Source organism: Anoxybacillus andreesenii, from assembly GCF_030813005.1.
GTDB classification, from domain to species: Bacteria; Bacillota; Bacilli; order Bacillales; family Cytobacillaceae; genus Robertmurraya; species Robertmurraya andreesenii.
On the sequence record NZ_JAUSTU010000012.1, the window covers coordinates 31837 to 44849 of the forward strand.

13 protein-coding genes are annotated in these 13013 nt (G+C 40.2%); 8 read left to right on the plus strand and 5 right to left on the minus strand.

The genetic code is table 11. From position 1 onward, the window contains the following. Positions 1 to 34: 34 nt before the first annotated feature. From J2S07_RS13180 to J2S07_RS13190, 3 genes are read left to right on the plus strand one after another with little or no spacing between them, the layout of a single operon-like run. Positions 35 to 814 carry a metal ABC transporter ATP-binding protein gene (locus J2S07_RS13180; RefSeq protein ID WP_307150879.1) on the plus strand — a complete coding sequence of 260 codons (780 nt, stop codon included), beginning with the start codon at positions 35 to 37 and terminating at the stop codon, positions 812 to 814. After that, positions 804 to 1661, plus strand: coding sequence for a metal ABC transporter permease (locus tag J2S07_RS13185; protein WP_307150880.1), 858 nt, complete (start codon positions 804 to 806; stop codon positions 1659 to 1661). Before J2S07_RS13180 ends, J2S07_RS13185 begins: the two co-directional genes overlap by 11 nt. After that, on the plus strand, positions 1658 to 2071 hold the full coding sequence (locus J2S07_RS13190) for a Fur family transcriptional regulator (protein ID WP_307150881.1): 414 nt from the start codon (positions 1658 to 1660) through the stop codon (positions 2069 to 2071). The genes J2S07_RS13185 and J2S07_RS13190 overlap by 4 nt, the downstream gene beginning before the upstream one ends. 15 nt (positions 2072 to 2086) lie before the next feature. Here the strand turns inward: J2S07_RS13190 and J2S07_RS13195 are convergent, their stop codons facing one another. After that, positions 2087 to 2662 carry a 5' nucleotidase, NT5C type gene (locus J2S07_RS13195; RefSeq protein WP_307150882.1) on the minus strand — a complete coding sequence of 192 codons (576 nt, stop codon included), beginning with the start codon at positions 2660 to 2662 and terminating at the stop codon, positions 2087 to 2089. A gap of 119 nt (positions 2663 to 2781) precedes the next feature. Between J2S07_RS13195 and J2S07_RS13200 the strand changes: the two genes are divergently transcribed. Next, positions 2782 to 3150: a DUF4190 domain-containing protein gene (locus J2S07_RS13200; RefSeq protein WP_307150883.1), complete on the plus strand. Its 369-nt coding sequence runs from the start codon at positions 2782 to 2784 to the stop codon at positions 3148 to 3150. Positions 3151 to 3221: 71 nt separating this feature from the next. Here J2S07_RS13200 and ispG read toward each other — a convergent pair whose 3' ends face one another. The 3 genes from ispG to J2S07_RS13215 all read right to left on the minus strand — a co-directional run bounded on the left by ispG (position 3222) and on the right by J2S07_RS13215 (position 5635). Beyond that, positions 3222 to 4316: a flavodoxin-dependent (E)-4-hydroxy-3-methylbut-2-enyl-diphosphate synthase gene (gene ispG / locus J2S07_RS13205; RefSeq protein ID WP_307150992.1), complete on the minus strand. Its 1095-nt coding sequence runs from the start codon at positions 4314 to 4316 to the stop codon at positions 3222 to 3224. Between the two features lie 122 nt (positions 4317 to 4438). Next, positions 4439 to 4774 (minus strand): protein YqfZ, encoded by a 336-nt coding sequence (yqfZ, locus tag J2S07_RS13210; RefSeq protein ID WP_307150884.1) that lies wholly within the window; start codon positions 4772 to 4774, stop codon positions 4439 to 4441. Positions 4775 to 4861: 87 nt separating this feature from the next. Continuing rightward, positions 4862 to 5635 (minus strand): DUF1189 domain-containing protein, encoded by a 774-nt coding sequence (locus tag J2S07_RS13215; RefSeq protein ID WP_307150885.1) that lies wholly within the window; start codon positions 5633 to 5635, stop codon positions 4862 to 4864. Positions 5636 to 5893: 258 nt separating this feature from the next. Here J2S07_RS13215 and J2S07_RS13220 point away from each other — a divergent pair, with 258 nt between their 5' ends. Beyond that, positions 5894 to 7504, plus strand: coding sequence for a Na/Pi cotransporter family protein (locus J2S07_RS13220; RefSeq protein ID WP_370872830.1), 1611 nt, complete (start codon positions 5894 to 5896; stop codon positions 7502 to 7504). Positions 7505 to 7547: 43 nt separating this feature from the next. Here the strand turns inward: J2S07_RS13220 and J2S07_RS13225 are convergent, their stop codons facing one another. Next, the gene (locus J2S07_RS13225; protein WP_307150887.1) at positions 7548 to 8240 is read right to left on the minus strand and encodes a Crp/Fnr family transcriptional regulator; all 693 of its coding nucleotides are present in this window, start codon (positions 8238 to 8240) and stop codon (positions 7548 to 7550) included. 421 nt (positions 8241 to 8661) lie between these two features. Here J2S07_RS13225 and sodA point away from each other — a divergent pair, with 421 nt between their 5' ends. The 3 genes from sodA (at position 8662) to J2S07_RS13240 (ending at position 12933) form a co-directional block, all read left to right on the plus strand. Then, positions 8662 to 9270 carry a superoxide dismutase SodA gene (gene sodA, locus J2S07_RS13230; RefSeq protein WP_307150888.1) on the plus strand — a complete coding sequence of 203 codons (609 nt, stop codon included), beginning with the start codon at positions 8662 to 8664 and terminating at the stop codon, positions 9268 to 9270. Positions 9271 to 9423: 153 nt separating this feature from the next. After that, on the plus strand, positions 9424 to 10641 hold the full coding sequence (locus J2S07_RS13235) for an MFS transporter (RefSeq protein ID WP_307150889.1): 1218 nt from the start codon (positions 9424 to 9426) through the stop codon (positions 10639 to 10641). A 123-nt stretch (positions 10642 to 10764) separates the two neighbouring features. After that, a complete protein-coding gene (locus J2S07_RS13240) occupies positions 10765 to 12933 on the plus strand; it encodes a peptidoglycan D,D-transpeptidase FtsI family protein (protein ID WP_307150890.1) in 2169 nt (722 codons plus the stop codon). Positions 12934 to 13013: the final 80 nt, after the last annotated feature.

The following is a 13013-nucleotide window of genomic DNA, read 5'->3' on the forward strand; positions in this document are numbered from 1 at the left end:
CGTAATGATTCTATTTTAAAAACTAGGTGATCTTATGGATGACAATCGACCTGTTATTGAAGTAACGGGATTAACATATCGATACGAAAAAGAGAACGTGTTAGAGGATATTCATTTAACTGTACCAACCGGCTCCTTCTTAGCGGTTGTCGGTCCAAATGGCTCGGGAAAGTCCACCCTCTTGAAGCTGATTCTAGGGCTTTTAAGGGTTCAGGAAGGAAAGATTCGTTTGTTTGGGGAGGATATCAATCGTTTCAAGGATTGGCAGCGAATTGGCTTCGTTTCTCAAAAGGCTAATTCCTTCAATACCGGATTTCCTGCAACCGTTTATGAGGTTGTGGCAAGCGGTCTAACTAAGAAAATCGGGCTCTTTAAATTCATGAAACAAGAGCATCAGCTCAAAATCAAAGAGGCGATCCGGTCAGTGGGCCTGTCAAATTATATGTATCAGAATATCGGAGAGCTTTCCGGGGGACAGCAGCAAAGGGTTTTTATTGCAAGAGCGTTGGTTAGCGATCCTAATTTGCTCATATTGGATGAGCCGACGGTAGGTGTGGACGCCGAGAATGTTCGGTCCTTTTATGAGATGCTTGAGGAACTGAATAAGGAAAGGGGAATTACGTTACTTCTCGTAACCCATGATATCGGAGCGGTATCGGATCAGGTTTCCCATGTTGTGTGCCTAAATAAACATTTATTTTTCCATGGAAATTCAGATGAATTTAAGCTTCACGAAATGTCACATTTATTTGGTCACGATGTTCATCCTCTCTCCCATGAGCATCTTGAAAAGGAGTTCAGCCATGATTCATGACTTATTTCAATATGAATTTCTTCAAAATGCTTTCATCACTGGCATGATTATCGGAATCATTGCCCCTTTACTCGGTGTGTTCATTGTTGTACGGAGATTATCGCTCATTGCCGATGCCCTGAGCCATGTTACCTTAGCGGGAATTGCTGCGAGTCTATTGCTTGAGAAAAAGCTTCTGCTCGTCGGGTTGAATCCTTTATACCTGGGGATGACTTTTTCTGTAGTGGGTGCTCTTTTTATCGAGAAATTAAGAGCGGTCTACAAGTATTTTCAAGAGCTTGCGATTCCGATTATTTTATCGGGTGGGATCGGTTTAGCCGTGATCTTTATCTCCCTTGCAGATGGGTTTAATACCGATTTGTTTAGCTATTTATTCGGGAGTGTCAGTGCGGTAAGCAGAGCTGATCTATATACGATTTTGGTGATAAGCCTTTTCGTTGTCGGTATCATATTCTTATTATATAAAGAGTTGTTTATCTTATCCTTTGATGAAGAGCATGCAAAAGCCTCTGGGATTGCGGTCAAGCGGATCCATTTTATCTTCATCATTATGGTTGCACTCGTCATTGCGGCTTCAATGCGTGTTGTCGGAATTTTGCTCGTTTCGTCCCTGATGACCTTGCCTGTCGCTGCCAGCATTCGAATTGCCAAGGGCTTTAAGCAAACGATTCTTTATTCAGTCCTACTCGGTGAAGCGTCTGTGCTAGGGGGACTGGTCCTTTCCTATTATATTGATCTGGCTCCTGGTGGAACCATTGTGATGATTGCGGTCTTGATCTTAATTGTCACCATGTTTCTAAAGAAATTATCTTTTAACAAGCCAGTAAAAAATGGGGTGAAATCGTGAATGTCAGTGAGGCGCTACAAATATTGAAGGAAAAAGGTTATAAGCATACAGGAAAAAGAGAGGAAATGCTTGAGCTATTTTCTAATAGTGAAAAATATTTAACCGCTAAGGATGTCCTTGAGAAAATGAAGGATGATTATCCTGGTCTTAGCTTTGATACGATTTATCGTAATTTATCGATGTTTGTCGAGCTAGGCATATTTGAAATGACCGAGTTATCCGGAGAAAAGCATTTCCGATATAGATGCTCTCATAATGAGCATCATCATCATTTTATTTGTTTGGATTGTGGAAAAACGAAGGAAATTGAGACCTGTCCGATGCAGAGCTTAAGAGAGAACCTTCAAGGATTTGACATATCTGGACATAAATTTGAAATTTACGGGCGCTGTCCTGAATGTAATGCATAGAGAGCTTGACGCTTTCTATGCATTTTGCTTTTCAAGCCATTTGTCCACCCATCCCTCTGCTTCAGCCCATGAATTCACTCGAATGACTCCTTTTGGTACGGAATCCTGGTTATAGGGTGTATTAAAAAGAATGACTGGAATAGACAGCTGTTCATGTATTCTTACCGCATTATCATGCTTATCCTCAAAAAAGATATCCAGTTCATATTTTTTGGAAAAAATCACCTTGTCATGCGTATCAACGAGCTCAATTTTATGAAAAGGGAGGTCATTTTTGGTAAACCACTCCTGCGTTTTTTCAAGAAGATGTATACTGCGAGCACTTATATAATAAAGATCATGGTGCTTCTCCCATTTCTTTAAAACCCTTTTGGCATCTTTTGCTAAAGGAGAGCGCTCGTATACGAGTGGTTCTTTTTCTAACCACCACTCCGAGAACTGTTCCTTAGGAATGTCGACCAAAATCGATAAATCATAATCATAAATATCATCTAATGTTAAAGAAAGTCCGAAGTCCTCGTTAAGAAATGGAACAATTGCATCCGGACGAGTCACCGTACCATCTATATCAATGCCAAATTTCATCCGCATTTTTCTTCTCCTTTTATCATTTCTAATCCCTGAAAAGTGACAGACATTTACACTTCTAAAATTCCTTAGTATGTAAAATAATATGAATGCTCCACTAAAGAAAGCGAGGGATTTTGAATATGGCAGATCAGGAACAAAAGGCCCCTGTTGTGAATTTAAGAAAAGATGAGGGCCCCCATTATGACAACCAATCTAGAACTGCAAATTATTTAGAGGAAACCTCAGCTGAAATGGCTGCACCTGCATCCTTTGGTAGGAGCTATGATGTAGATCGAGAGACAGACACTGGAGCAGGCAGAGGCATGGGGTTTGCTGCGATTATCCTCTCCATCCTTTCGTTGTTTGTCGCCCCGATTCTTTTCGGTGCAGCTGGGATCGTGCTTGGTTTTATTGCACGAAGAAGAGGAGCACAGGCGCTTGGTAGCTGGGCTATTGGGATAGGAGTTGTATCCATTATTATTGGCATGTTTGTCCTGCCATTCTTCTAAGCTTTTCGAGTTTGGGAGCAGTTGGCAAAGGAAAAGGCTTGGCGAGTATTCGCCAAGCCTTTATTTGCCAATTATTTTACAGCCTCTTGCTGCCCCTTGGCATAGTATTCCTCAGCAATCTGGTCAATTTCTTTCTTTAATTCTTCAACCATTGTTTCCTCAGGAACCTTGCGGACAATTTTTCCTTTACGGAAGAGCAGTCCTTCTCCGCGTGCTCCAGCAATTCCAATATCCGCTTCTCTTGCTTCTCCAGGACCATTGACGGCACAGCCAAGAACAGCTACCTTTATCGGTGCCTTGATCTTTTGGATATATTCCTCAACCTCGTTGGCAATACTAATCAAATCAATTTCAATTCGTCCACAGGTTGGACAAGAGATTAAAGTAGCCGCATTCGAGGAAAGCCCAAATGATTTCAATAGCTCTCTAGCCACCTTGACTTCTTCAACAGGGTCTGCGCTTAGGGAGATTCGAAGTGTATTTCCAATTCCCTTGCTGAGTATGGCCCCAAGTCCAGCCGCACTTTTTACGGTTCCAGCAAATAAGGTTCCGGACTCCGTAATTCCTAGATGTAATGGATAATCAAAGGCTTTTGCTGCCTTTTCATATGCCTCAATTGCTAAGTTTACGTCAGAAGCCTTCATGGAAACGATGATATCATGGAAATCGAGGTCTTCCAATATTTTAATATGGTGCAATGCACTCTCGACCATGCCATCGGCAGTAGGGTAACCATATTTATCGATGATTCTTTTTTCTAAGGAACCGGCGTTGACCCCGATCCGAATTGGAATCCCTTTTTCCTTGGCCGCTTTTACAACAGCTTCCACCTTTTCCCTTTTCCCGATGTTTCCAGGGTTGATTCTGATTTTATCTGCTCCGCCCTCGATCGCTTTCAAAGCAAGCTTGTAATCGAAATGAATGTCAACAACGAGCGGAATATTAATCTGTTTTTTTATATCGGCAATCGCATTGGCTGCTCTCTCGTCAGGGCAAGCAACCCGAACAATTTGACAGCCTGCTTCCTCAAGCCGCTTAATTTGGGCAACGGTGGCTTCAACATCATGGGTTTTTGTCGTCGTCATACTCTGTATGAATAATTCGTTGCTTCCGCCTATCGTTAAAGGACCAACCTTTACTGGTCGTGTTTTGGTACGATGTATAATTTCACTCAACAGTGATTCGCTCCTTTATCTAAGTAAGATGCATTTATTATTATAATTCTAATCACAGTTAATTGTACCAGTGAAGGCTTAAGATTGACAAGAATCTTACTGGTTGAACTGGGTTATTCAGCTAAATCACGATAATCTGGAAATTTATAGGTCTTCCCAATTTGGATTTGCTCGGCACTCGTACCATTATTCAATTTTTGAAAATCCTCAATAACCTGTTGGATTGGAACGGAGACAGAGGCATCCAACTGTTGTTCAATAATGGATAAAACGGTATCCCCACTTTGAACTTTGATTTCAAAATAGTCTATTAGCTCCTCTGTTTCAGCTGGTTCCTCCTGTTGCACGGTCGCAGTCGTATCTGCACTTGGAAGGGTCCCTTTGCTTAAGTCAAAATAGATAACATATAGGATCAAGATCATCATAATGAGTCCAATCAGACGTTTCATAGGAAATCCTCCTAAAAAGGGATTTCTCTATCATATGCTTGTCCAAGATTTAATAGACTAAAAAAAAACGCGAATATCGCGTTTTTTTTAGTCTAGCGTTTCCTTTGCTTGTGGGATTTCTTTTAAAGCCAGAGCCATTACCAGTATGGATACAAACCAATAGAGCATAAAGCCAAATGGTACGGGAGTTTTGAAGATATCCATAATCATAAAGAAAATAGTTGGCAAGGTAATGCTATAAGCGGCAATTCTCCAGAGAAATCGATATTCTAGTGCTTCCTTTCCATTTCTATTAAATAGAGTACCAATGAGTGCCAGTATGGATATCCCTATGAACTTAAATGCGCTTGAGAAAAGATAGATGACGATGATAAAAATTGGTAGGATGACGACTAATAGAGAGTCCAGTGAATCAAGAAAGTGGACAATATCTTCTTTTTGAACGTCAAGCTCTAGCATGGAATAGGAGAACTGCTCAACCGTACCTCCTGCAGTGAAGGCCATCTCATCCTTCAGCAATGCAATGGTGGTATTTGTTTTATCCAAGTCTTTGACCCCAACTTCTCCTGTAGAATCCAAAATCAAAGTGAACATGCCCTTATCTATTGTGAGAGGCGCTGACATATCTGTATGCAACTCCCCATTTTTAATGGAAAAGTTGGGAGCTTCCTTGTCAATCACCTCTTGGGTGGTATGAACTCCATCCATGATGCCCTTGCTTAATTGAATCGAGGTCGGCAATATGGAAATCAAAGTAAGCAAAAATACAAAAAGAATTGTTTTTCCAATTCCTTGTCTTCTCCATGTAGCAATACTTGCTGGAGAATAAAGGCTCAAAATGAGCTGTTTAAAAATATTCAAGAACAATCACCCTTATATGTAGTCTTCATATATTCTTCATATATTTTATCTTTCGAAATGCATATGCACAAGAAAAGAATTTCTATAATAATTCTAAATTGTAATATCTTTGTAATAAATGGATGATTTGTAAAGGTACTGTAAATTCGGTCGGTAAAATATTTACATTAAATAAAGCGTTAAGGATAATGTTTGAGAAAAGAACTTGTCGAACTACTAATCTAGGGGTTGAAGGATTTGGATATTAATATTCAAGAAATGTTCTTTGAATTTATCGGTGGTCTAGGAATATTCTTATTCGGTATTAAATTCATGGGTGACGGCTTGCAAAAATCAGCTGGAGACAAGCTAAGGGATATCCTCGACCGCTTTACTTCAAATCCTTTCATGGGGGTATTAGCAGGGATTATTGTCACTGAACTCATACAGAGCAGTTCCGGCACAACGGTGATCGTCGTTGGATTAGTAAGTGCGGGATTCATGACATTAAGGCAAGCAATTGGAGTGATCATGGGTGCCAATATCGGGACTACAGTGACGGCTTTTATTATTGGAATTGATATTGGAGAATATGCATTACCGATTATAGCAATTGGTTCAGGGATACTCTTTTTCTTTAAAAATAAGAAGATTCATAGCTTTGGGCAAATCGTGTTTGGCTTCGGTGCTCTGTTCTTCGGTTTGGAGCTTATGAGCAGTGGGATGAAGCCCTTAAGCAGTTTAGAAGCGTTTCAGGAATTAACGGTAAATATGAGCTCGAGTCCTGTATTGGGCGTTTTAATTGGAACGGTTTTTACGGTCATTGTTCAAAGCTCCAGTGCAACGATTGGAATTTTGCAAGGATTGTTTTCTGAAGGATTAGTGGATATCCACGCAGCGCTACCTGTGTTGTTTGGGGATAATATTGGGACGACGATTACGGCAGTGCTAGCGTCTATTGGTGCTTCGATTGCGGCCAAAAGGGCAGCCGCCACGCATGTATTATTTAATTTGATTGGGACAGCCATTTTTATGATTTTATTAGAACCATTTACTACGTTGATGCTTTTTTTGCAGGAACAGCTAAATTTGAATCCAGAAATGACGGTTGCTGTTGCCCACGGTACCTTTAATGCGACGAACACCATCATTCAGTTCCCGTTTATCGCTGTCTTGGCCCTTATTGTTACAAAACTCATACCTGGGGAGGACTCGGAGTTTGAGTATAAGGCAAAGCATCTAGATCCAGTCTTTATCGAACAAGCTCCTTCGATTGCCCTTGGACAAGCGAAGGAAGAGGTGCTGAGAATGGGACAATTCGCCGTATTAGGTCTCACAGAAACAAATAGCTATTTGAAAACGAAGGTGCAAAAGCATTCCGATACAGCTGCACAGCTGGAGGATGCGATTAATAATTTGGATCGCAAAATTACCAATTATCTTGTTGACCTGTCCTCAAGCTCCTTGTCTGAACATGAATCAGAGGAGCATTCGATCCTCGTCAATACCATCCGTGATATTGAACGAGTCGGGGACCATTTTGAGAATATATTAGAGCTTGTGGATTACCAATTAGCCAATAAGGTCAGGTTCACTGAATCAGCAATGGAGGAGCTCGAGCAAATGTTTGAGCTGACCATTTCCACCGTCCGTGAAGCGATTCATGCTCTTGATCATAATGACAAGAAGCTTGCCGCAGATGTCATGAAGAAGGAAGAGCAAATCGATAAAATGGAACGTAAATTACGTAGGCAACATATTCTACGTCTAAATGCGGGGGAATGTAGTGCGCAATCAGGAATTGTATTTGTAGACATTGTGAGTAACTTGGAACGAATTGGTGATCATGCTGTAAATATTGCTGAAACCGTTCTTGGAGAGAGGCATTGAAAGTAGAAAAGGATAGCTCGCAACTTATGCGAGCTATCCTTTATTAATTAATCCCACATATTTCAAAAGGGCAGTTCTGACAGTCTACATTTTCTTTTAAATAGTGGATGTTTTTTACAACTAGTCTTTGCTGGTTGTAGGTAATCACATCCTTCTCTCGGAGCTCCTTCAGCATCCTTTGAACCACCTCACGCGTTCCATAGGTGAAGTTCGCAAGCTCCTGATGAGTTAAAGGCAGGTCGATTAAAATACCCTCATCCGTCATGACCCCATAGCTATTGCATAACCGAATTATAATCGAGTAAAGTCCACCTTTTTTCCCGTTCATCATTAAATCCTGGCATTTCATTTGTGCCTTAAGATAACGGGTGCTTAAGTATGAAGATAGGGCGTTGATGGCAAGGGGGTTCTCCTGAATAAATTGCTCGAACGCTTCCCGTTTAATCATAATTAGCTCACAATCGGTAAAGGCTTTGGCATAGAAATGATACCGTGGTTGCTGCTTAAAAAGCTGATATTCAATCACCAAATCCTCCCCACTTAAAATCTTGAGGATGAATTCCTTTCCTTTCATATGGACTCGACCTAATGCAATGCTCCCACTTAGTAGAATATACACATACTCGACCGGGTCCCTTTCGTTAAATAAAATCGTGCCTGCTCTATTTTTTTGAATCGTTTCCTTATCTATAAATTCTTGTATGAGTAAGCTGTAAAGAGAGATAGCTGGCTCCATTGTGATCCCCCCTAAAATCCTTTTAAAATCGTTTGTAATCGTCCAAAAAATACTTTGTGATATTCTTCACTTTAATAAAAATTAGGAAGCAGGTCAACAGGTTGCCACCGACAAAAACTCTATTAATATGGTTAATACTGCCTTAAGGGTTGATTTTCCGCAAGAAAAGAACTCTTGACAAATTATCGAACATTGTTGTTTAAATGATTTTTTGCGAATTCTAGAGGAAAAACAAAGAAGATGTTGAATACTTTATATGGATAAGGGAAAACATAATTTTGGTTTGAGACTTATTATTTGAAAGACATAGTTAACTTTGGTAATCTTAAGTTAAACACTTTGGAAACATTCTAAAAACATAGTTAGACTAATAAAAAGTTAAGAATGGTTCCAATAAAATATTACATAGGAGGAATTTATTATGGCATTTGAATTACCACAATTACCTTATGCGTACGACGCACTAGAACCACATATTGACAAGGAAACAATGAATATTCACCACACAAAGCATCACAACACTTACGTGACAAATCTTAATGCTGCTTTAGAAGGAAATGAAGAGTTGCTTTCTAAATCAGTAGAAGAGGTTATTTCAAATCTGGATGCAGTACCTGAAGCTGCACGTACTGCTGTTCGCAATAATGGTGGCGGACATGCGAACCATTCCTTATTCTGGACGATCCTTTCACCAAACGGTGGCGGAGAGCCTACTGGCGACCTAGCAGCGGCAATCAACAGCAAGTTTGGAAGCTTTGATAGCTTTAAAGCTGAGTTCACTAAAGCGGCTACAACTCGCTTCGGTTCTGGCTGGGCTTGGTTAGCAGTAAATAACGGTGAGTTAGAAGTAACAAGCACTCCAAATCAAGATTCACCATTAATGGAAGGAAAGACTCCACTTCTTGGTCTTGACGTTTGGGAGCATGCTTACTACTTAAACTATCAAAACCGTCGCCCAGACTACATCAATGCTTTCTGGAATGTTGTGAACTGGGATGAGGTTGCAAAGCGTTACAGCGCTGCCAAATAATCTTAAATGATCGAAAAGCAGAAGGGAGTTTACCTTCTGCTTTTTTTGATCCTCTATTATGTTAATTTTCGTAACTAACTGTAAATAATTCAACCGTATAAACCACTTTAGTTTGTTGGAAACTACCCTATAGATTTAAAAGGGAGTTTTTTTATGAGTAAAGTGAAAAATTTGCTAGGTGATGTGGAACTGACAAAAGATCTTTCCTTGTTGCTCATCATTGGAGGACTTTATTCACTAAGTGTAGCTCTATCAAATACATTCGTGAATATCTACTTGTGGAAGCAGTCGGGTAAATATTGGGATTTGGGGATGTACAATCTTGCCGTTGTAGTGCTGCAACCCCTAACCTTTATTTTGGCAGGAAGGTGGGCTAAAAAAATTGACAGAGTGATTGTTTTAAGAATCGGTGTCATTTTTTTAGCTCTCTTTTATTTGACGGTGTTATTAATTGGAACGAGTGCATCAAAATTCCTGCTTGTACTTGGGAGCTTGCTTGGAATGGGTTACGGATTTTACTGGCTTGCCTATAATCTCTTGACATTTGAAATTACAGAGCCAGAGACGAGAGATTTTTTTAACGGTTTTCTAGGTCTACTGTCCTCTGTCGGTGGAATGATTGGCCCGATTGCCGCTGGATTTATTATTTCGAAAATGGCAAAGTTCGTCGGATATTCCATTGTGTTTGGGATCTCGCTTGGATTGTTTTCTCTCGCTGTATTCTTAAGCTTTTCGATCAAGAGAAGACCTGCCAATGGAAGATATGATTTTATACGCATCCTCAAAGAAAGAAAAGAAAATACCCATTGGAATCGCATTTTAGGCGCTCATTTTTTTCAAGGGCTTAGGGAGGGAGTCTTTGCCTTTATCATTTCGGTATTCGTCTTTATTTCAACTGGAAGTGAGCTTTCCTTAGGGACCTTTGGCCTTATTAATTCTGGAATTTCCTTCGTTGCTTACTATTTGGTTTCGCGTATGATCAAAACAGAAATGCGAAAGAAAGCGATCCTGATTGGGGGGATTATTTTATTCTTTTCCATTCTCCTAATTATCTTTGATGTAACCTATACGAAGCTCCTTATTTATGCAGCGGTGATTGCCATCGCCTATCCTCTGCTCCTTGTCCCTTATTCATCTATGACCTATGATGTGATTGGACGTGGATGGAAGGCAGCTGAAATGAGGGTGGAATATATCGTTGTCAAAGAAATCTATCTGAACGCCGGGAGAATTGTTTCCATTGTCCTTTTTTTGATAGGGATTTCGTATTTCGCCCCTGAACAAATTATTCCTTATTTATTGGTATTTCTCGGTGCCGGACACACGTTAATATATTTTTTTATCAAAAATATTCAGCTCTCGTCTTCATAAATGGAAGGGCAGATGTGATATCCGGCTTCCTTTTATTTGCAATACCATTTTGATAGAAATTCCTTCATTAATCCGATAAAATAAGAATATTGTCAATAGCATCTAGGAAGTGGGTTTATCATAATGGTTAACAAACAAAAGAAGAAAAAGAAGAGAACAATCCCCATTCGCTTAAATATTTTGTTTTTTGTCGTGTTTTTTCTATTTTCAATTCTGATTCTACGCTTAGGTGTCGTCCAAATCGTCTATGGGAATGATTATAAGCGGGAAATTGAACGGACAGAGGATATTACGGTTAATAGTCCAGTTCCAAGAGGAAAAATGTTTGACAGAAATGGCAAGGTCATTGTCGATAACATGCCGAGGAATGCCATTACCTATACGAACTTCGGTGTGAGCCAAGATGAAATGCTTAAGGTTGCAGAAAGATTGGCAGAGCTGATTGATTTAAAGCCTGACAAAGTTCAGGAAAGGGATAAACAGGATTATTGGATGATCAAAAATCCTGATCGGGCTAAAGAGAAGGTAACGAAAAAAGAATTAGATGCCCTTAAGGAAAAATATGAGGATACGAAGGAATATAATAAAGAGGTATACAAGCTTCAGCTGGATCGTATTACAAAGGCTGAACTGAATGAGTTGACTGATAAGGATCTTGAAATTCTTGCAATTTATCGTGCTTTTAGCAGTGGCTATGCCTTAACTCCACAAATCGTCAAGAACGAGGATGTAACCCAGGAGGAATTTGCCCTTGTTAGTGAGAATCTGCAATATCTTCCTGGTGTGGATACGACGACAGACTGGGAAAGATCCTATACATTTGGTAGCACCTTAAAGACTGTCCTTGGTAAAGTAACGGACTCCAATGAAGGGATCCCAAAGGAGGAGCTAGATTATTATTTAGCGAGAGATTATAACCGGAACGACCGTGTCGGCAAGAGTTATTTAGAAAAACAATATGAGGATGTCCTTCATGGGCAAAAGGAAAAGGTAAAAAATATCACCGACAAAACAGGCAAGGTGATTGAAACCAAGGTTATTTCCGAAGGTGAGAGAGGGAAGGATCTCGTTTTAACCATTGATATGGATTTGCAGCTAGAGGTTGAAAAAATCATTGAGGAAGAGCTCATGAAGGCGAAGCAATCCCCGAGAACGGGGTTGTTGGATCGAGCATTTGTGGTATTAATGGATCCGAATACGGGGGATGTACTCACGATGGCAGGAAAGCAGCTTGTGAGGGACAAAGAAACTGGAAAAACCGAATTGCAGGATTTTGCTTTAGGTACGATCACAACCTCGTACAATGTTGGCTCAACGGTTAAAGGGGCAACCGTATTGACAGGATATCAAACAGGTGCTATTCGTCCGGGAACCGTTTTTTATGATGCACCTTTAAAAATTAAAAATTCAAAAAAAATAAGTTCGTGGAAAAACTTTGGCAATACGAGTGATATTCGAGCGTTAAGAGTTTCATCCAACGTCTATATGTTTAAAACAGCGATTGAAATTGGTCAAGGTCATTATGAATATGAAAAGCCTTTACCGATTAATAAGAAGGCGTTTGATACCATGCGAGAATCCTTTGCTCAATTTGGTCTTGGCAATCGCACAGGGATAGACCTACCGAATGAGGCAACAGGATATGTGGGACCGCAAAAGGATCCAGCACAACTGCTCTTCTTAGCAATCGGACAGTATGACACCTATACACCAATGCAATTAGCCCAATATGTTTCGACGATTGCGAACGGGGGCTACCGAATTCAGCCAAGGCTCGTAAAAGAGATTCGCGATCCTTTGATGGAAAGTGAAGAGCTGGGTCCAGTTGTTAAGGAAATTGAACCAAAGGTATTAAATCGGATCAAGCTACAAAAGGGCTGGATGGAAAACATTCATGAGGGCTTCAGACAGGTGACTCAGCATCCTGAGGGCACGGCTTATAAGAAATTTATTGGGGCTACGTATTCTCCAGCAGGAAAAACAGGAACAGCTCAGGGCTTCTATGATGGACCACAGCGGAATAAATATGATGAGCCACCAGAAGTGATGAACCTGAGTTTTGTTGGCTATGCACCTCATAATGACCCAGAAGTTGCCATTTCTGTAGTGGTTCCTTGGGCCTACCAGGGAAGAAGCGGTGGACATTCAGCCAATACGACCATTGCCCGAAGAGTACTGGACAAGTACTTTGAGATGAAGAAAACACGTGAAGAAAATAAACTAAATCAAAATTCTACTTCTACAGAAAATCAGAATGATGAAATGAATGAAGAACAACAAAATGAAGAATAAAGAAGTGGACTGTCTTTCTCCTTGAAGGACAGTTTTTTTTGATCAAAATTAAGTAATTTGTGTTTTTACTCAAATTTACT